Genomic DNA, 19550 nt, shown 5'->3' on the forward strand with positions numbered 1-19550 from the left:
ATTAAAAATGCCAGCCCATAATTACTATTAGTGCAACTAAAATCATATTCACCAGACTTACCGGCATCAAATACTTCCATTCAAGCGTTAGAAGCTGGTCTATTCGCAAACGCGGAAAAGTCCACCTGAACCACATGATGACGAATATTAGAAAAAAAGTTTTTCCGAAGAACCAAACGATAGGTGGAACAAAATCCATAATGTGATTAAATGTTTCCAAATGCCCGACATGAAATGGCATCCATCCGCCAAGAAATAAAGTTGCGCCAATTGCACATACCGTAAACATGTTCACATATTCTGCCATAAAGAACATGGCGAAACGCATTCCGGTATATTCTGTATGAAATCCCGCAGTAAGTTCAGATTCTGCTTCTGCCATATCGAAAGGCGCGCGGTTAAGTTCGGCAGTTCCTGCTATGATAAAAATTACGAAAGCAATGATGGCAGGAACATGTCCTTTGAATATCCACCAACCTGTACGCTGGCTCTCAACAATATCGTTCAAGCTCATGCTTCCTGCAAGCGCCACAATAATGATGATAGAAAGTCCCGCAGATAATTCATAACTGACAATCTGCGCACCACTTCTCATAGCACCGAGCAAAGAATATTTACTGTTACTCGCCCAGCCTGCCATGAGAATTCCAATCACAGAAATAGATGAAACAGCAGAAATATAAAACACTCCAATGTTGATGTCATACATCTGCAATCCTTTTGCAAAAGGAATGGGAGCAAGGGCAAGCATGGCTACTGTTATTACGATAAAAGGCGCGAAGTTGAATAAAAATTTATCAGAAGTTCTGGGAGAAAATCCTTCCTTCAGTACAAGTTTAAGAACATCCGCAACTGCCTGAAATATTCCTTTGGGTCCAACGCGATTGGGACCAAGACGAATTTGCATGAACGCGGCAACTTTCCGTTCCATATAAACAAATAGTATTGCCAGCAAAACACAAATGCCAAGTACGCACACTCCAACAATAATAAACTCCAGCATCATTGTCCAGAAAGGACTGCAATGAGCAAAAAGCCAGTTGTGGATTTTAGCTGTGAGATATGTGAAGTCGTATAACATAGAGCCCCTCTCTAACTCTCCCCCAAGGGGAGAGAATTTATTTTATTTGTATTTGTTTTCATTTTGTTTCTTGCTCATCTCCCTTCCCTTGGGGAAGGGTTGGGGATGGGCTTTTTATCTATCTATATCCGGAATTACCAAATCCAATGTTGCCATTATTGCAACCAAGTCGCCAATCTTCCCACCAACCGCCATATTCTTGAGCGCAGAGAGGTTTGAAAAATTCGGTGAACGAAATTTTATTCTGTACGGTTTCATGCTTCCATCGCTGACGATGTACACACCCAATTCTCCGCGCGCAGTTTCCACACGCGAATAAAATTCTCCCTTCGGAAGTTTGAGCACCGCTTTTGTCTTTGCCTGAAAATCTCCATCGGGAATATTATTTATTACCTGCTCAATAATTTTTACTGACTCTCTCATTTCTCTCATACGAACTTTATATCTTGAATAGCAATCTCCACCTGTTTCAAGAATTTCTTCAAACTGAACTCCTTCGTATCCATCGTATGGAAACCATTTGCGAATATCAGAACTCACGCCTGAACCGCGGGCAACAGGACCAGTACATCCGTATGAAATTGCATCTTCAGGCGAAAGATAGCCAACTCCTTTTGTTCTGTTTTCAAAAATTACATTTCCCGTGAGCAACTGATCATATTCCGGAAGATGTTTTTTGAAATTAGCAAGGAACGTGAGAACGCGTTTTTGAAAGTTCGGATGAATATCGTACATCACACCACCCGGCACACTGTAATTCATCGTGAGACGCGCTCCGCAGGTCTCTTCAAAAATATCCATGATCTCTTCGCGGTCGCGAAAACTGATGAAGAAAGGAGTAGTTGCGCCAAGATCCAATCCAAGCGCTCCCCACCAAAGCGTATGCGAAGCAATACGGGTAAGTTCAGACATCAAAAGACGAATCGCTTTTGCACGCGCAGGAATTTCGAGAACCATTCCTTTTTCCACCGCCATCGCGCATGCCTGATTGTTCATGTGCGCAGATAGATAATCCATCCGGCTCGTGAGGTAAATAAAATTCCGGTAGGTGCTCGCCTCGCACATTTTCTCAATCGAGCGGTGAATGTAACCCAAATGCGGCACAACATCCAGCACCGTTTCTCCCTGCAGCTTCACTTTCAAATGCAACACGCCATGCGTTGATGGATGCTGCGGACCAATATTTACAATGAAATCCTCTTCTTTGGATTCCAGCAGTTCGTGTATGTCTTCGTTCTGCTTCAAAGCTGTACAATCGTTACATCATCCACATAATCTTTTCGCAGCGGAAATCCCCATGTATCATCGAGGAATAATCTTCTAAGATCAGGATGATTATTAAATTTTATTCCGAACAAATCAAATACTTCACGTTCGTGAAGTTCTGCTGTTCTCCATATATCACAAACGGTATCTACAGATGGATTTACTCTGTCAGCAATTTTTGCTTTCAAAACAAAAACATGTTTTGTTTTTCTGCATTGTAAATGATACGCAACAATAAAATGATCTTTCCAGTCAATTCCTGTAATACAAATCAAATAATCGTAATCAGCATTGCGAAGATGTTTCGCAAGTGCATAAAATTTTTCTGCAGGAACAATTACATTGAGGTATTGCGTCTCTTCAAAGACAGCTTCAGAAGTGTGAGCGGTAATGAATGCTTTTAATTCTTCGTTTGTCATAATACAAAGCTCCTCCTAAATCCTCCCAATCGGGGAGGACTTGTGATGATTATTATTTTTGTTGCAATTCATTTTTGTCTTTTTGCCTTTACCTTCTTCCTCCCTAACGGGGAGGGTTGGGGTGGGGCTTCAGATATTTATTTTTTCTCTCGGTCCGCCACCGCGAATTTTTTCCTGCAAAGTAATCAGCGCGTGTAACAGCGCTTCCGGTCTCGGAGGACAACCCGCTATGTAAACATCCACAGGAATCACATGATCAACTCCGCGCACCACCGAATAAGAATTATAGAAGAACGGTCCGCCAGAAATAGTACAAGCGCCCATGGCAATTACATATTTCGGATCCGCCATCTGATCATACAATCTTTTGAGAACGGGAGCCATTTTGTAAACGATTGTTCCAGCGCAAATAATTAAATCCGCCTGACGAGGAGTTGCGCGTGCCACTTCAAAACCAAAACGTGACCAGTCATGTCTTGCAGAAGCAGCAGACATCATTTCAATCGCACAGCAGCTTGTTCCGAACACAAGCGGCCAAAGCGAATTGGAGCGAGACCAGTTTGCAACGCCTTCTATTGTTGACATCACAATGTTTCCTCCACCTGGCAGGTTGTGAACCTGTCCCGGGAAATTTTTTATTGCTTCTTGTGTTTTCTCTTCTGTCATTTTGTATTTCTTGCCAATTGTCTACTGCTTACTGCCAACTTGCTGTTCATTATTCCCATTTAAGAGCGCCTTTCTTCCATGCATATAATAACCCGAGAAAAAGTATGAAAACAAAAACCAATATCTCAACAAATGCTACCGTTCCTACTTCGCGCAGTACTACTGCCCATGGAAATAGAAAAACTATTTCCACATCAAAAATCAAAAAGATAAGCGCGAACAAATAATATCCAACATTATATTGTACCCATGAACCGCTTTCGGCAGGAACACCACACTCGTAAGCTTCGAGTTTTGAAGCATTCTTAGAAGTCGGAGCAACCCACTTGGATATCAAAATACCCATTGCACAGAAACCTGCTCCACAAACGGCAAGAAGAATAAGTGATGCGATTCCCATAATGAATTTTGGTGGGTAAACTTAATGAAAATTTGACGTTAAGTGCTTTGAGATATTAACAAATTTGAAAAACTCTTTTGTCATAATTCATTTCTTATTTTCGCTGATAGTTGACTATGGCGAAGCAAAAAACGAAACCAGAAAAAAATATTTCTTCTCCGAGCAAAGTTACGGAGTCCGTCATTTTGCGGATTGGGAAGAAAACTGATAAATGGTTTTCGTTTGTCATTTTTATTTTCGCTTTCCTCCTCTATTCTAACACGCTTCATCACGGATTTGTGATGGACGATGGCGCAGTTATTTCCAATCACGAAACTGTGAAGAAAGGATTTGCAGGAATTAAAGAATTGTTCGGACAATCCTCCGTTTACGGAAGCACAAAAGAAAATTTCGGAACATATCGTCCATTAACGATGACTTTATTTGCAATTGAATGGAGCTTTTTCAAAGACAATTCTTCTGCCTATCATTTTGTTCAGATTTTACTCTATGCTATTCTGTGCGTTGTGATTTTTATTTTACTGAAGAAACTCCTGAAAGATTATCACCCCCTTCTTCCTTTTATTACTGTTTTGCTTTTTGCTGCGCACCCGATTCATACGGAAGTTACTGCCAACATCAAAAGCGCTGATGAAATTCTGAGCTTGCTGTTTTGTTCGCTTGGACTTTTGTTCTCGATAAAATTCTCAGAGACATCATCCAACAAATTTTTAGTAATTTCTTTTCTATTTTTTCTGTGTGCCCTTTTTTCCAAAGAAAGTGCTGCGACATTTATTTTAATAATTCCGCTTGCACTTTACTTTTTTACTTTATCATCACGGAAAAACATTTTAATACTCTTAGGAGTTTATGTTTTTGCCATTGCAATTTATTTCCTTGCCAGAAATTCCGCGCTGGATAAATCACCTGAAGGAGTTGCGCTCATCAACAATGCTCTTGCTGGCGCGCAATCTCTTGATGAGCGATATGCAACCATCTCAGTTACTCTACTTAACTATCTGAAACTTCTTTTCTTGCCTCATCCGCTTTGCTGGGATTATGGCTACAATCAGATCCCTCTTGTTGGATTTGGAAACCCAATGGCGATTGTTTCTGTTTTGATTTATGTTGCACTCGGAATATTCGCAGTTGCAGTATTATTCAAAAGAAAAATAGCAATACTCACTGCTCACTACTCACTACTGTTTTCCTTCTGCATTTTGTTTTATTTAATTGGATTATCCGTCAGCTCAAACATTTTTGTTCTCATCGGTTCCACAATGGCAGAACGGTTTTTATTTACTCCGTCATTAGCATTCTGCATTATGCTGGCATTTGCTTTGATAAAACTTCTGAAGATTGAATCCTTCAGCATAAGAACTATTCCTCTTGCAATTATTCTTGTTTTATTTTCTTACAAAACTTTTTCACGCACCAAAGATTGGAAAAACAATTTGACTCTCTTCGCAAAAGGAGTTGAAGATTGCCCGAACTCGTACCGCACCAACACAACTTTCGCATGGGAAAGTGTTCTTGCCGGTGAAAAAGAAACCGACAAAGAGAAAAAGAATATTCATTTGCAGAATGCAGTCATCTATTATCAGAAAGGACTTGCCATATATGATAAGGTAGAAGCCGACTGGTATAATTACGGAGTTTCACTGAGCAATCTCGGAAAAGTGGATGAAGCGGTGAAAGCATACCAGCGCGCGTTAGAAATAAATCCCAAGCACAGAAATTCTCTTTACAATCTCGCTACGGTTTATCTCTCACGAAAAGATTATCAGAACGCGCTCAGCTATTTTTTACGCATGTATGAAACCGAACCTGATTTTATGGATGTAAGTTTCAAAACAGGTTTGATTTATCATATGGGCGGGAACCCTCAGAAAGCCATTCCTTATTATGAGAGGTATTTAAAAAACAATCCGAATAACAAAGATGTCATAAACAATCTCTCCATGGCTTACAATGCAGTCGGAGAAAAAGAAAAAGCAAATCAACTTATGTTGCGCCTTCAGCAACTGAAGTAATAAAAAGCCCGTCCCTAACCCAACCCTTCCCGAAGGGAAAGGAATAAATAAAACCACACTCAACATAATTTTTACTTTTACAATCTTATTATATTCCTATGAAAAAAATTCTTCTCCTCCTTTTTGTCATGCTGAGCACATTTTCTTTCGCTCAAACAAAGTTAACTCCCAAAGACACCACCAAAAAGAAAGACGATAAAAAATGGGATGTACTCAATCCTCCCGGAACTTTCAAGGAAGTGGAGTTCACCACCACCGAAGGAACATGGATGAGCTTAGATGTTTCTCCCGATGGAAAAGAAATTGTTTTTGATATGCTCGGTGATATTTATTCCATGCCGATTACAGGCGGAGAAGCAAAACTTTTGCGCGGAGATCATTCAATGGATGTACAGCCGAGATATTCTCCTGACGGAAAGAAAATTTCTTTCGGAAGCGATGCAGCGGGCGGAGACAATATCTGGATGATGAATCGCGATGGCTCTGAGCCAAAACAAATTACCAAAGAAAATTTCCGTCTGACAAATAATGCAGTGTGGATGCCTGATGCCCGCCTGAATGGCGAAGTCGGGCAGGGGAATTATCTCATCGTAAAAAAACATTTCACCTCTACCCGTTCGTTGGGTGCAGGAGAATTGTGGATGTATCATTACACAGGCGGAGAAGGAATTCAGATTACAAAAAGAAAAAATGACCAGCAGGATGTTGGTGAGCCCTGCGTTTCTCCCGATGGAAAATATGTTTACTACAGCGAGGACATGTATCCGGGCGGAATGTTTCAGTACAACAAAGACCCGAACAATCAGATATACGTTATCAAGCGATACAATTTTGAAAAAGGAGAAACAGAAACTGTTACGGGAGGCCCGGGCAGTGCGATGCGTCCGCAGATTTCTAAAGACGGAAAAACACTTGCGTTTGTAAGAAGAGTTCACGAGAAAACAGTTTTGTATCTGAGAAATTTAGAAACAGGAGAAGAATATCCAGTCTATGACAAACTCAGCAAAGACCAGTCGGAAGCGTGGGCGATCTTTGGTCCATACACCGGTTTTCAGTGGCTTGACAATTCCAATATCATTATCTGGGCACAAGGAAAAATCTGGAAACTGACTTTAGGAGCAGCTTACAATCCTGCTACCGCTACTGAAATCCCATTTTCTGTTAAAGTGAAACAGAAAATTTATGACGCGCTTCATTTTGAAAATCTCGTTGCGCCTGATAAGTTCACTGTGAAAACCATCCGCAATTGCGTTACTTCTCCTGATGAAAAATATATTTTGTTCAACGCAGTCGGAAGTATCTGGAAAAAAGAATTACCAAATGGAGATCTTTATCAACTTACAGGAGCTGTTGTCAACACAAATAGCTCACCAAAAACAAAAGATTTTGAATTCGAACCTTACTTCTCCCCCGATGGAAAAGAAGTTGTTTATGTAACATGGAGCGATGAAGGAAGCGGAGCGATTATGAAAATGTCTATCCTAGACAAGAAGACAACAAAACTCTCCATCGAAAAAGGAATTTTCCGTACGCCACGCTATTCTCCCGATGGAAAATGGATTGCCTATCAAAAAGAAGAAGGCAACAACCAGCAGGGAAATACTTTCTGCGTGAATCCGGGAATTTATATTATGCCAAGTTCCGGAGGAAAACCAATCCTCGTCATTAAAGAAGGAAGCGATCCTCGTTTTTCTAAAGACGGAAAAAGGATTTTCTTTCAGTCAAACGGAGAAGGCAAGGATGAAAACTTTGCTTTAAAGAGCTGTGACCTCAATGGAAAGGATGTACGCACACATTTCACTTCCAAATACACTAACAACTTTGTGGTAAGTCCTGATAACAACTGGATTGCCTATTGCGAACTTTTCAAAGTGTATATCGCGTCCATGCCACAGGTTGGAAAAACACAGGATATCTCTGCTAAAATGGAATCTGTTCCTGTAACACAAATTGCAAAAGATGCAGGCATCAACATTCACTGGAGCGCGAACGGAATGAAAGTTCACTGGACATTGGGAGAAGAATATTTTACCACTGATTTAAGCAACCGTTTCGGTTTCATCAGAGGATTGCCCGACAGCGTTCTTCACATGGATACAACAGGAATAAAAGTAAATCTCGTTCTCGACTCTGACAAGCCGAAAGGAACCACCGCATTTAAAGGAGCACGTATTATCACGATGAACAACGGAAGCGATGTGATTGAGAATGGAACCATCATCGTGACAGAAAATAAAATCACTGACATTGGCGCTTCTGACAAAGTTCAGATTCCCCCGGGAGCAAAGGTTATGGACATGACAGGAAAAACAATCATGCCAGGAATGATTGATGTGCACGCGCACTTGTGGACTTTCCGGCAAGGACTTTCTCCTCAGAAAGAATGGACATACTTTTCCAATCTCGCTTACGGAGTAACAACAACGCATGATCCTTCTTCCAACACCGAAATGGTTTTCTCTCAGAGCGAAATGGTGAAAGCAGGAATCATGACTGGACCAAGAATTTTTTCAACCGGAACTATTCTCTATGGCGCTGACGGAGATTTTAAAGCGGTGATAAATTCTCTGGAAAATGCAAAATCCGCCATCGTGAGGACAAAAGCTTTCGGTGCGTTCTCTGTAAAAAGTTACAATCAGCCGAGAAGAGAACAACGACAACAAGTTATAACAGCGGCAAAGCAATTAGGAATACAGGTTGTTCCCGAAGGCGGCTCAACATATTTTTACAACCTCACGCACATTCTGGACGGGCACACGGGCGTGGAACACAATCTTCCCATCGCTACCTTATATAATGATGTGGTGCAACTCTGGAGCAAAAGCAAAACTCAGTACACGCCCACGCTCATCGTTTGCTATGGAGCCATGAGCGGAGAAACGTATTGGTATCAGCACACGAACATCTGGGAAAAAGAACGCCAGTTGAAATTCACTCCTAGAAATGTGATTGACACGAAAGCACGCCACCGCACTATGATTCCCGAAGAAGAATATAAAAATGGTTACATGCTTGTTTCACAATCGTGCAAAAAACTGGCTGATGCGGGAGTTAAAATAAATTTAGGCGCGCACGGACAACTTAACGGAATTGGCGCGCACTGGGAACTTTGGAATTTACAGCAGGGAGGAATGACAAACATGCAGGCGCTGCAATGCGCCACTATCAACGGAGCAATTTATCTCGGCATGGAAAAAGAAATCGGCTCGCTGGAGAAAGGAAAACTTGCCGACTTAATTATCCTTGACAAGAATCCGCTGGATGATATCAAGAATTCTGAAAGCGTAAAATATACTATGGTGAACGGAAGATTATATGACTGCGACACCATGAACGAGATCGGCAATTACGACAAGAAGCGCGGAAAGTTCTTCTGGGAGATTCCGGGATACAATACAAACTTTCCGTGGCATGAATTGACGGATGGGGATTGATGGCTGTTTATCCCCCTTTGGAGGGGGCAGGGGGAGGATAGAGTATTCAATCACTAACTCCTCCCCCGCCACTTCGTGTGCGCCCCCTCCAGAGGGGGACAGGTGCGCGGATTTTTCCTTACATTTGGTTAATGAAAAAAATCTTTTTCATATTCCTTGCCACGCTGAGCGTAGCGAAGCATTCTCAAGCGCAAATTACTTTTCAGAAAGCATATGGAGGAACTGCTTATGATGTTGGATATTCCGCTCAAGAAACTAATGATAGTGGATTTATTATTACTGGAGGGATACGTAGTTTTGGAGCAGGCAATGAAGATGTCTATTTGATAAAGATCTCCTCCGATGGTACATTGCAATGGACAAAAACTTTTGGTGGAACAAATAATGACGATGGGTATTCCATTCAACAAACCAATGATGAAGGATTTATTATTGCTGGAACTACGACTAGTTTCGGAGCAGGAAATAATGATTTTTATCTTTTAAAGGTCGCTTCTGACGGAACTCCACAATGGACAAAAACTTTTGGCGGAGCAGGGGATGATTTTTGCTCCTCCGTTCAGAAAACCAATGATGGAGGTTTTATTCTTATTGGAACAACAAAAAGTTTTGGATTAATAAATGAAGATATTTATATTATAAAGACTTCTTCTAATGGTTCATTAGAATGGGCGAAAACTTTTGGCGGAACATATCCTGACTATGGATATTCTGTTTCTCAAACTAATGATGGAGGATTTATTGCAAGCGGAGAAACAGTAAGTTATGGAATCGGATATGGTGATGCCTATCTTATAAAGATGACTTCAGACGGCAATTTGCAATGGTCGAAAACTTTTGGAGAATCTTCTACTAATGATCTTGGAAATTCCATTCAGCAAACCAACGATGGAGGATTTATTATTGGCGGTACTACTTCTCCGCCTTCTTCAGGAAATGGTGATGTCTATCTGATAAAAACCGATTCAGATGGAACTTTACAATGGTCAAAAACATTTGGAGGAACCAAACCTGATTATGGAAAATCAATTCTGCAAGCCAATGATGGAGGATTTTTTATTGGTGGCTATACTTCTAGTTTTGGGGGAGGTCCTCATAATTTTTATCTTGTAAAAACAATTTCTGATGGCACTTTATCTTGGTCAAAGACTTTTGGAGGTTCAGTTGATGATGAAGGCTTTTCCTTTCAGAAAACGAATGATGGGGGATTGGTTATTACAGGTTGGACTAATAGTTTTGGAGTTGGGAGTTATGATCTTTACTTAATCAAAACAGATTCAAATGGAAACAGTGGATGTAATGAAACTAATCCTAATACCATCACAACTACTCCAACAATTTTAACTACCAATCCTGCCACACAAGTTTCATCAGGTGGAATAATTGGAAATCTTGCTGCGCAAACAGGAAGCGGAGGAATTGAAACAACACTTTGCTTTACAAATGGAGTAAATGATTTCCAAAACTCAAAATCTGAAATAAATATTTTTCCAAATCCCTTCAGCACAGAAGCCACTATTGAAGTCTCAAGTTTCAAGTCCCAAGTTCCAAGTTCCAAGTTAGAGTTTAAACTGTATGATGTATTCGGGAGAGAAGTCAGACGTTTACTGTTTACCGATAACCGTTTACTGATTACGCGAGGAAACCTCGCGAGCGGGATTTATTTTTATAAGTTTTCCGACTCAACAGAAGTTATCGGCACGGGAAAAATTATTATTGAATAATATTATAAATAAAGTATGTCAACAAGAAAAGAATTTCTCATTAAGTCATCGCTTGCGGTGGGTGCGGGAGCATTGTTCAATTTAGGATTTAGGAATAAGGATTCAGGATTTAAAATCCCAAATCCCAATTCCCAAATCCTTAATCCGCAATTTCCTCTCGTGATTGCGACTTGGAATAATTTAGGCGCGACAGAAGCAGCGTGGCAATCCATTCAGAAAGACGGAACCGCGCTTGACGGAGTGGAAGCAGGCGTGCATGTTCCTGAAGCGGACCCTGAAAACAACAGCGTTGGTCTTGGCGGTTTGCCCGACCGTGACGGGCATGTTACGCTGGATGCCTGCATCATGGATAAAAGCGGAAACGCTGGCTCTGTATGCTTTCTGGAAAACATCATGCATCCGATTTCCGTTGCGAGAAAAGTGATGGAGAAAACTCCGCATGTGATGCTGAGCGGTGAAGGCGCATTCAAGTTCGCGATTGATAACGGATTCAAAAAAGAAAATCTTCTCACAGAAAAATCAAAACAGGCATGGGAGGAATGGAAAAAAACTTCCAAGTACGAACCGATTGTGAATTTTGAAAATCACGATACCATCGGTATGCTTGCGCTGGATAAGGATAATAATGTTTCGGGCGCCTGCACCACCAGCGGGCTTTCCTACAAAATGCACGGACGCGTTGGAGATTCTCCTATCATTGGTGCGGGAATGTTTTGCGATAATGAAGTGGGAGGTGCCTGCGCCACAGGAGTAGGCGAGTTCGTGATGAAAACGCTCGGCTCGTTTCTAGTAGTTGAATTAATGCGTCAGGGAAAAACTCCGCAACAAGCTTGTGAAGAAGCCATTCAGCGCATAACGAAGAAATATGATTACAAAAAATTTCAGGTGGGCTATCTTGCGGTGAATAAGAACGGAGAAGTTGGCTCCTATTCCATTCAGAAGGGATTTACATATTCCCTATATGTAAATAACGAGAACAAAATTTTTGATTCGGATTATTTTGTGCGTTAATAGGAGGGAAGATTGGAAGGATGGAATGATGGAAGAATGAGTTTTGTATTTCAATCCAACATTCCATTCTTCCATCATTCCGTTTCTTTTGTTTGTATATTCGCATTCCATTTTATTACGGATGAAAACACTGATTAAAAAATTTCCTAACCAGCTCCGCGAAGCGATTCATTTTGGAGAAGAAGCGAAACTTTCCAAACCTAAAAAGATTTCTAATGTTTTTATTGCAGGACTTGGCGGATCGGGAATCGGAGGAACAATTGTAAGCGAGTTAGTAGCGATGGAAGCCACTGTTCCCATTACAGTGGGAAAAGGATATTTCATTCCGAAGTTTGTTAATCAAAATACGCTTGTGATTATTTCTTCCTACAGCGGAGATACGGAAGAAACTTTAAACTGCCTGCATCTCGCTCTGAAAAGAAAAGCAAAAATTATTTGTATTACTTCAGGCGGAAAGGTTGCTGAAATTGCAAAGAAGAAAAAACTTGATTTAATTTTGATTCCCGGAGGAAATCCTCCGCGTGCTTGTCTGGGTTATTCGCTCACACAGCAGTTTTTTATCCTCTCGCATTTCGGAATCATCTCGAACAAATTCAAAGCGCAGTTAAAGTCCGCTATTGAACTGATTGAAACTGAAAAAGCAAATATTATTTCAGAAGCAAAGCAAGTCGCGGAAAAAATTCATGGCAAAACCCCCATCGTTTATACCACCACTTATTTTGAAGGTGTTGCCATCCGTTTCCGCCAGCAATTGAACGAGAACTCGAAAATCCTGTGCGGGCATCATGTGATTCCTGAAATGAATCATAACGAACTGGTAGGCTGGGCAAGCGGCAGCGAACGGGTTTCAGTGATTATTCTTCGCGATAAGGATGAGTACGCACGAAACAACGTGCGCATAGAGATAAATAAAGAAGTAATTAAAAAATATACGCCCTATATAACTGAAGTCTGGTCAAAAGGAAAATCGCAGATTGAAAAAGCGATTTACTTCATTCACCTGATTGACTGGGCGTCTGTCCTTCTTTCTGAAATAAAAGGAGTGGACGCCATGGAAATAAAAGTGATCGAGCATCTCAAGGGACATCTTTCCAAAATATAAGAAGCTCATCCCCAACCCTTCCCTAAGGGAAGGGAGAAAAATGAATACAACGGATACAACAAACTCGGTTTACTCTCTCCCCTTGGGGGAGAGGCGGAGAGGGGCTCAGGTTCTCTTCCGTGATTTAGGTTTGATTGACTACAAAGAATGCTGGGATTATCAGGAAAAACTTCTTACTGAAACCATTTCTATAAAATCACAGAACAGAATTCTTTCTCCCGACTCCCAGCTCCTGACTCCCAACTATTTTCTTTTCTGCGAACATCCCCACGTATACACACTCGGAAAAAGCGGAGATGAAAAAAATTTATTGCTGAATGAAACTCAGCTGAAAAATAAAAACGCGACTTACTACAAAATAAACCGCGGAGGAGATATTACCTATCACGGTCCCGGACAAATTGTAGGTTATCCCATTTTAGATCTGGATAATTTTTTTACAGACATTCACAAATACCTCCGCTATTTAGAAGAAACAATCATTCTCACACTGAAGGATTACGGAATTGAATCAGGAAGGATTGAAGGACTCACAGGTGTTTGGCTTGACTGGAAAAATCCAGCGAAGGCAAGAAAAATCTGTGCGCTGGGTGTACGCACTTCAAGATGGGTAACCATGCACGGATTTGCTTTCAACGTGAATTCTGATTTAAGTTATTTCAATAACATTATCCCCTGTGGAATACAAGACAAAGCAGTTACTTCCATGCAAAAAGAACTCGGCAGAGAAATAAATATGAAAGAAGTGAAGGAAAAAGTAAAAAAATATTTCGCTCAGGTATTTGAATGTGAAATTGTGTAAATCTCTGTAATCATGGGAAATTTGTTTTTTAAATATGATACAGATGTTAAGATGTTTGTGCTAATTATTATCTTCGTTATTGTTGTTGTGTATTTAATTTGGAAAGAAAGAAAAATGAATAAGTAAAATGAAACGTTTCCTCAAAATCCTAAAAAAGTTTTTCAAATGGCTTCTGATTTCTCTTGTGATTTTAATTGCTATTCTGGTGATATGGAAACCCTATCTTATCAAAGGATTCAGCAACACGTATCTGAAAGGCAGAGTCACAGCAGGCATTGATGAGTACAAAATTTTTGATAATCGAACTGTAAAAGCAGGAACAACTCACGAATGGGCGCTGGGCAAAGATTATAACACATCAAAAATCCCTTCGCAATACTTAAGCGACATGGAGCGGATGAAAACCATCGCCTACCTTGTTATTAAAGATGATTCCATCCGGCATGAGGAATACTGGGACGGCTACAGCGATACTTCCCACACCAGTTCATTTTCCATGGCGAAAACTTTTATCAGCATTCTGGTCGGCATTGCGATAGAAGAAGGGAAAATAAAATCGCTGGATGAAGCTGTCGGAGATTTTCTCCCTGAATACAAAGAAGGAGGCAAAAGCAAAATCACGCTTCGGCATTTGGTCACAATGAGTTCAGGAATTAATTTTGACGAAAGTTATATCAACCCTATCGGCTTTGCAGCGGAAGCTTATTACGGAGATGATTTGCGGAAGTTAATTTTCAAATATGATGCTGTAGGCGAACCCGGAAAACAGCTTGAATACCTCAGCGGCAACACACAATTGCTCGGTTTTGTTCTCAGCAAAGCGGTTGGAATGAGCGTAAGCGATTACGCTTCTGAAAAATTATGGAAGCCCGTTGAAGCGGAATACGATGCTTACTGGAGTTTAGACCACAAAGACGGAGATGAAAAAGCATTTTGCTGTTTCAATTCCAACGCGCGTGATTTTGCACGAATCGGTAAATTATATCTCGACAGCGGAAGATGGGATACAACCCAAGTTGTTCCTGAAAAATATGTTCTGGAATCCATTCAGCCCGCGCCAACATTGGATGGAAATGAAAAGAACAATCGATACGGTTATTCCTGGTGGCTCATGCCGGAATATAAAGGACATACTATTTTTTACGCACGCGGAATCCTTGGTCAATACATTATTATGATTCCTGATGAGAATATGATAATTGTCCGTCTGGGAAAGATGCGTGAACTAACCAGTATAAATAACCATCCTAAAGATTTATACTGGTATATTGATGCAGCACTGGAAATGTGCGGAAAGAAATAGTTTATTCTATTCTCCAGTCAATCTCTTCCAATCCTTCCTTTTTTAGCAATTCATTTGTCTTTGAAAAATGCTTACAGCCGAAAAATCCTGAATGAACTGAAAAAGGAGAAGGATGCGGAGCTTTCAGAATATGATGTTTCGACTGATCTATCAATATTTCTTTTGCTTGCGCGAATTTCCCCCATAAAATAAATACAAGCCCTTTTCTTTTGTCCGACAATGCACGAATCACCGCATCTGTAAAATTTTCCCATCCCTGTTTTTGATGAGAGCCCGCCTGATTTGCCCGAACAGTTAATGTTGCGTTAAGGAGCAATACTCCTTGCTTTGCCCAAGGTTCAAGATTGCCTGATTTCGGTATCGGGATACTCAAATCCGCATTGATTTCTTTGAAAATATTCTGTAAAGAGGGAGGTTGTTGGATTCCATTGCTTACAGAAAAGCACAATCCATTAGCCTGTTTTTCACCATGATAAGGGTCTTGTCCTATGATTACGACTTTCACTTTACCAAAAGGAGTATAGTTAAAAGAAGCAAAAATTCGGGAAGCAGGGGGATAGATAATGTATTGCTTTCGCTCTTCAATAATGAACTCTTTAAGTGCTTTGAAATAATCACTTTGAAACTCTGTTGAAAGAATTTCTTTCCAACTCTCATCAATTGTTGGATTTATTGTAACCTTTTCATTCATGCTGTCGTAATAGAGCGCAAAACTAACAAGTCTGCATTTCTGTTAATAAAAATGGAAACAAAAAATTTTGCTCATTTTCAGAAAAACACTACTTTTGCTTTCAAGTTAAGATTTGGTACGAAGATTGCAATTACACAATTAATCAAAATCAAAACATTAAACAACACTAAGTAAACCATGAAGAAAGTCCTCGCATTCATCGCCACCATCGCTCTTTTCGCATTAATCCTCTCTTCCTGCAAAAGCCATGAACTGTGTCCGGCTTATGGAAAGGCAGATACCAATGCAAAGACTGAAAAATCTGTTTAATTCTTTCTAATACTATTTTACCCGCTTTCAGTAATGAAAGCGGGTTTTTTGTTTTATATCAGAATGTAAACTTTTTGCAACCGGGCAGGTAATTGCTGCATGTTCCAGCAAATCTTTTTCTTTTGTTGTAAAGTTATTGGTTGGAAAAAACATATCGACACAGATTTCTGAAACCCTCCTTGGATTTTCTGCCATCACCTTCAGGATTTCAACTTTGGTTTGATCCATATTGATATTATGTCTTCTGGCAACAATTCCCATAACCGTGAGCATGCAGGTGCCAAGCGATGTAGCCAGCAAGTCGGTTGGAGAAAATGCTTCGCCTTTGCCGTTATTATCAGCAGGGGCATCCGTAATTATCTGCTGTCCTGATTTTATATGAGTGCAAATGGTGCGGAGTTCACCTTTGTAAAGAACTTCTGATGTATGCATGGTGGATTGATTTTTGCCGGACAAATGTATTATTAATCCATATGGTTTTGTACATTTGCTAAGAAGTTTTGAAATGAAAAACCTTTCGCTCATATTTCTTTTTTTTCTTTTTGCCTGCACCCTTTCCGCCCAGGAAATCGCCACAGGAATTACTCCAACCACAAAACAGAACGATGATGTTCAATTGCTCTATCGCAATGAGCAGGAATTTGGTGCACTCCTCCACTCTGCCGGATGGGGCATAAATTATCGCAGATGCAAACACATTACAGGATACAAAAAACGGATTCTGGAGGCAGAAATCGTGAGCATGAGGCATCCAAAAGAAATAAAAATTGAAGTGCCTGACATCGGAACCAAGGGATATTTTTACGGAAAACAATTTGCCGTAACTGTTTTACGCGGAGGATATGGCTATCATAAAGTGATTACAGGAAAAAGCGACAGGCGCGGAGTGGAACTGAGATTACTGACACTTGTTGGTCATTCCATTGCTTTAGCAAAACCTGTTTATCTGAATATATGGCATCAAGACCTTGTTAATCCGCCTTTTGGAAATATCACCACGGAGAGGTATGATCCTACGAATCCCCTGCATACACCTAATTATATTATTGGACGTGCAGGATATTTTCATGGGTTTAGTGAAATGAATTTTTTTCCCGGTGGATTTTTTAAACTCGGATTAAGTTTTGAGCATTCCAATTTAGATGATGACATAAAGCTTCTTGAATTAGGAATGACGGTGGATGCTTTTTACAAAACAATTCCCATCATGGCGAATGCGAAGAACAATCAGGTATTTGTAAATGTGTACCTGAACATCATGTTCGGTAAGAAATGGTTTTAACCCACCGAAGTACGAATCATTTACGAACCTACGAAGTACGAACAATAGATGAAACCGCCTGTAAGAAGAGATGATTTAGTTTTTCCTGAGTTGAGTTATCAGATTGTAGGATGTGCGTATGAAGTATTTGACGAATTAGGTCCTGGTCATTTGGAGAAAATATATCAAAGAGCATTTGCGATTTCCCTTAAAAGAAAGGAAATAAAATATGCTGAACAAGTTGGCTATTTATTAAAGTTCAAAGATGAAATTGTAGGAAAGGGAATTCTTGACTTTTGTGTTGACGATAAAGTGATAGTAGAATTAAAGAAAGATGGTAATTTTTCTAAAACCCATATTGAGCAGGTTTTAAATTATCTCAAACTTTCCGACTTGAAGTTAAGCATACTCATTAATTTTACCAAAGAGGGAGTTAAGTTCAAAAGAATAGTAAATATCAATAAATAGTTTTCGTAGTTTGTAACTTCGTATTTTATTCGTACTTCGATGGAATCAACAGCCGAACCCCGCCTGAAGAAACCCGACTGGCTCAGAGTTAAACTTCCCGCAGGAGAAAATTATTTGCACGTTCGCAAGTTAGTTGACACGCACAAGCTTCATACGATATGTGAAAGCGGCAACTGCCCGAACATGGGCGAATGCTGGAGTGCGGGCACTGCCACCTTTATGATTCTTGGAAATGTGTGCACGCGCTCTTGCGGATTCTGTGCAGTGGCAACCGGCAAACCTGGCGCAGTGGACAAAGAAGAACCCATGCGTGTTGCAAACTCTGTGAAGCTGATGAACGTAAAACATTGCGTCATCACTTCGGTGGACAGAGATGATCTGACCGATGGAGGTTCTTTCATCTGGGCTGAAACCATCCGCGCTGTAAGAAGAATTTCTCCGCAGACAAAATTCGAAACCCTTATTCCTGATTTCAAAGGGATAAAAGAAAATATGGAGAGGGTTTTTGTTGAACGCCCGGAAATTCTTTCTCACAACATTGAAACGGTGAGAAGACTGACCAAGCAAGTGCGCGTTCAGGCGAAGTATGACAGAAGTCTGGATGTTCTGCGCGCGGCAAAAGAATTTGGATTGAGAACAAAATCCGGAATCATGCTTGGCTTGGGAGAAACCGAAGAAGAGGTTCTGGAATCAATGATTGATTTGCGGAATGCGAAAGCGGATGTGCTCACGCTGGGGCAATACCTGCAACCCAGCAAACAGCATTTGCCTGTGGCAGAATTTATTCATCCTGATAAATTTGCAACGTATAAAGAGATTGGTTTAAAGATGGGATTCCTGTTTGTTGAAAGCAATCCCTTAGTGCGCTCTTCGTATCATGCCGAGAAGCATGTGCTGTAACGCTCAGCACCACAGTTCATGTTAGCAAATGCGCCCCACGTTTTGTTTGTCCGTGCGAAGTTGTCGACTCCAAAACCCCAAATTCCAAGTCCCAAGTCCAAAGTCCCAAGAAATACAACATCCGCTGTTTCTTGGTACTTGCTGCTTGAGACTTTGGTCTTGTTACTTGGTTCATATTTCTTCCCCAGCTTCTGGAAATAAATTCAGAATTAATACAGAATATAGTAGTACTATTGTTTAGTTTTAATGCTTTTGAAACCATTATTCAACAAAAACACTTATCATGAAAAAACTATTAATCATTTCAGTTGCTGTCCTGCTTTTTGCTTCCTGCGAAAAGTTAGGCATGGGCAAAAAACACAAAACCTGTGCAACCGTTTCTGCCGATGCAGTTCCTGCTGCGGTTACCAAAGCATTTTCTGACAAACATCCAGGCATTGCTGTAACCAACTGGTTCAACAAAGATGACAAGGGATATGCCGCCAGGTTCAACAGCAGAGGAAAAGACGCGCTGGATTTTTTCGACAACAATGGAAACTTTCAGAAAGAAGAAGTGGATGAAGACAACCAGCAAGGCAACCATCAGGATGGTGATGACGATGACGGATGCGAGTGTGAAACGGGAGATTAATTAATCAGATTTTAATATGGTTCAACAGCTTCATGGCTGTTGGGCAGTGTTTTTTATTGATATTATAGTC

Annotated in this window: 18 protein-coding genes; 11 read left to right on the forward strand and 7 right to left on the reverse strand. The window is 40.5% G+C overall.

What is annotated here, in order from left to right:
* Window position 1: 1 nt before the first annotated feature.
* The 5 genes from nuoH to HY841_15460 form a co-directional block, all read right to left on the reverse strand.
* Window positions 2-1081 carry an NADH-quinone oxidoreductase subunit NuoH gene (nuoH, locus tag HY841_15440; GenBank protein MBI4932151.1) on the reverse strand — a complete coding sequence of 360 codons (1080 nt, stop codon included), beginning with the start codon at window positions 1079-1081 and terminating at the stop codon, window positions 2-4.
* Between the two features lie 114 nt (window positions 1082-1195).
* Complete coding sequence (locus HY841_15445) at window positions 1196-2263, reverse strand: NADH-quinone oxidoreductase subunit D (protein MBI4932152.1); 1068 nt, start codon at window positions 2261-2263, stop codon at window positions 1196-1198.
* A 59-nt stretch (window positions 2264-2322) separates the two neighbouring features.
* Complete coding sequence (locus HY841_15450; GenBank protein ID MBI4932153.1) at window positions 2323-2766, reverse strand: NADH-quinone oxidoreductase subunit C; 444 nt, start codon at window positions 2764-2766, stop codon at window positions 2323-2325.
* Between the two features lie 129 nt (window positions 2767-2895).
* Window positions 2896-3432, reverse strand: a complete 537-nt coding sequence (locus tag HY841_15455; protein ID MBI4932154.1) for an NADH-quinone oxidoreductase subunit B — start codon at window positions 3430-3432, stop codon at window positions 2896-2898.
* A gap of 49 nt (window positions 3433-3481) precedes the next feature.
* Window positions 3482-3832: an NADH-quinone oxidoreductase subunit A gene (locus HY841_15460; GenBank protein MBI4932155.1), complete on the reverse strand. Its 351-nt coding sequence runs from the start codon at window positions 3830-3832 to the stop codon at window positions 3482-3484.
* Between the two features lie 116 nt (window positions 3833-3948).
* Here HY841_15460 and HY841_15465 point away from each other — a divergent pair, with 116 nt between their 5' ends.
* The 7 genes from HY841_15465 to HY841_15495 all read left to right on the forward strand — a co-directional run bounded on the left by HY841_15465 (window position 3949) and on the right by HY841_15495 (window position 15220).
* Window positions 3949-5844: a tetratricopeptide repeat protein gene (locus HY841_15465; protein ID MBI4932156.1), complete on the forward strand. Its 1896-nt coding sequence runs from the start codon at window positions 3949-3951 to the stop codon at window positions 5842-5844.
* A gap of 98 nt (window positions 5845-5942) precedes the next feature.
* The gene (locus HY841_15470; GenBank protein ID MBI4932157.1) at window positions 5943-9278 is read left to right on the forward strand and encodes a PD40 domain-containing protein; all 3336 of its coding nucleotides are present in this window, start codon (window positions 5943-5945) and stop codon (window positions 9276-9278) included.
* A gap of 131 nt (window positions 9279-9409) precedes the next feature.
* Window positions 9410-11002, forward strand: a complete 1593-nt coding sequence (locus HY841_15475; protein ID MBI4932158.1) for a T9SS type A sorting domain-containing protein — start codon at window positions 9410-9412, stop codon at window positions 11000-11002.
* 15 nt (window positions 11003-11017) lie between these two features.
* Window positions 11018-12013 (forward strand): N(4)-(beta-N-acetylglucosaminyl)-L-asparaginase, encoded by a 996-nt coding sequence (locus tag HY841_15480; GenBank protein MBI4932159.1) that lies wholly within the window; start codon window positions 11018-11020, stop codon window positions 12011-12013.
* A 121-nt stretch (window positions 12014-12134) separates the two neighbouring features.
* On the forward strand, window positions 12135-13115 hold the full coding sequence (locus HY841_15485) for a bifunctional phosphoglucose/phosphomannose isomerase (GenBank protein MBI4932160.1): 981 nt from the start codon (window positions 12135-12137) through the stop codon (window positions 13113-13115).
* Between the two features lie 40 nt (window positions 13116-13155).
* Complete coding sequence (lipB, locus tag HY841_15490; GenBank protein ID MBI4932161.1) at window positions 13156-13917, forward strand: lipoyl(octanoyl) transferase LipB; 762 nt, start codon at window positions 13156-13158, stop codon at window positions 13915-13917.
* 127 nt (window positions 13918-14044) lie between these two features.
* Window positions 14045-15220, forward strand: coding sequence for a serine hydrolase (locus HY841_15495; protein ID MBI4932162.1), 1176 nt, complete (start codon window positions 14045-14047; stop codon window positions 15218-15220).
* A gap of 1 nt (window position 15221) precedes the next feature.
* Here the strand turns inward: HY841_15495 and ung are convergent, their stop codons facing one another.
* Entirely contained in the window at window positions 15222-15893 is a 672-nt protein-coding gene (ung, locus tag HY841_15500) for a uracil-DNA glycosylase (protein ID MBI4932163.1), read from the reverse strand.
* A 354-nt stretch (window positions 15894-16247) separates the two neighbouring features.
* Window positions 16248-16652, reverse strand: a complete 405-nt coding sequence (locus tag HY841_15505) for an OsmC family protein (protein MBI4932164.1) — start codon at window positions 16650-16652, stop codon at window positions 16248-16250.
* A gap of 73 nt (window positions 16653-16725) precedes the next feature.
* On the opposite strand from HY841_15505, the gene HY841_15510 reads away from it, so the two are divergent.
* The 4 genes from HY841_15510 (at window position 16726) to HY841_15525 (ending at window position 19480) form a co-directional block, all read left to right on the forward strand.
* Window positions 16726-17502, forward strand: a complete 777-nt coding sequence (locus tag HY841_15510; GenBank protein MBI4932165.1) for a hypothetical protein — start codon at window positions 16726-16728, stop codon at window positions 17500-17502.
* A gap of 48 nt (window positions 17503-17550) precedes the next feature.
* Complete coding sequence (locus HY841_15515) at window positions 17551-17949, forward strand: GxxExxY protein (protein MBI4932166.1); 399 nt, start codon at window positions 17551-17553, stop codon at window positions 17947-17949.
* Between the two features lie 39 nt (window positions 17950-17988).
* Window positions 17989-18849, forward strand: a complete 861-nt coding sequence (gene lipA, locus HY841_15520) for a lipoyl synthase (protein ID MBI4932167.1) — start codon at window positions 17989-17991, stop codon at window positions 18847-18849.
* A 283-nt stretch (window positions 18850-19132) separates the two neighbouring features.
* Window positions 19133-19480: a hypothetical protein gene (locus HY841_15525; GenBank protein MBI4932168.1), complete on the forward strand. Its 348-nt coding sequence runs from the start codon at window positions 19133-19135 to the stop codon at window positions 19478-19480.
* Window positions 19481-19550: the final 70 nt, after the last annotated feature.

The sequence above is a fragment of the Bacteroidota bacterium genome (assembly GCA_016213405.1).
Taxonomy (GTDB): Bacteria; Bacteroidota; Bacteroidia; order Palsa-948; family Palsa-948; genus Palsa-948.

Bases quoted from the DNA above. Each gene is read 5' to 3' on its own strand.
- nuoH (MBI4932151.1), bottom strand. From the start codon at position 1,081: ATGTTATACGACTTCACATATCTCACAGCTAAAATCCACAACTGGCTT.
- HY841_15485 (MBI4932160.1), top strand. From the start codon at position 12,135: ATGAAAACACTGATTAAAAAATTTCCTAACCAGCTCCGCGAAGCGATT.
- lipB (MBI4932161.1), top strand. From the start codon at position 13,156: ATGAATACAACGGATACAACAAACTCGGTTTACTCTCTCCCCTTGGGG.
- HY841_15450 (MBI4932153.1), bottom strand. From the start codon at position 2,766: ATGACAAACGAAGAATTAAAAGCATTCATTACCGCTCACACTTCTGAA.
- HY841_15475 (MBI4932158.1), top strand. From the start codon at position 9,410: ATGAAAAAAATCTTTTTCATATTCCTTGCCACGCTGAGCGTAGCGAAG.
- HY841_15525 (MBI4932168.1), top strand. From the start codon at position 19,133: ATGAAAAAACTATTAATCATTTCAGTTGCTGTCCTGCTTTTTGCTTCC.
- lipA (MBI4932167.1), top strand. From the start codon at position 17,989: ATGGAATCAACAGCCGAACCCCGCCTGAAGAAACCCGACTGGCTCAGA.
- HY841_15505 (MBI4932164.1), bottom strand. From the start codon at position 16,652: ATGCATACATCAGAAGTTCTTTACAAAGGTGAACTCCGCACCATTTGC.
- HY841_15460 (MBI4932155.1), bottom strand. From the start codon at position 3,832: ATGGGAATCGCATCACTTATTCTTCTTGCCGTTTGTGGAGCAGGTTTC.
- HY841_15470 (MBI4932157.1), top strand. From the start codon at position 5,943: ATGAAAAAAATTCTTCTCCTCCTTTTTGTCATGCTGAGCACATTTTCT.
- HY841_15465 (MBI4932156.1), top strand. From the start codon at position 3,949: ATGGCGAAGCAAAAAACGAAACCAGAAAAAAATATTTCTTCTCCGAGC.
- HY841_15480 (MBI4932159.1), top strand. From the start codon at position 11,018: ATGTCAACAAGAAAAGAATTTCTCATTAAGTCATCGCTTGCGGTGGGT.
- HY841_15455 (MBI4932154.1), bottom strand. From the start codon at position 3,432: ATGACAGAAGAGAAAACACAAGAAGCAATAAAAAATTTCCCGGGACAG.
- HY841_15495 (MBI4932162.1), top strand. From the start codon at position 14,045: ATGAAACGTTTCCTCAAAATCCTAAAAAAGTTTTTCAAATGGCTTCTG.
- HY841_15515 (MBI4932166.1), top strand. From the start codon at position 17,551: ATGAAACCGCCTGTAAGAAGAGATGATTTAGTTTTTCCTGAGTTGAGT.
- HY841_15510 (MBI4932165.1), top strand. From the start codon at position 16,726: ATGAAAAACCTTTCGCTCATATTTCTTTTTTTTCTTTTTGCCTGCACC.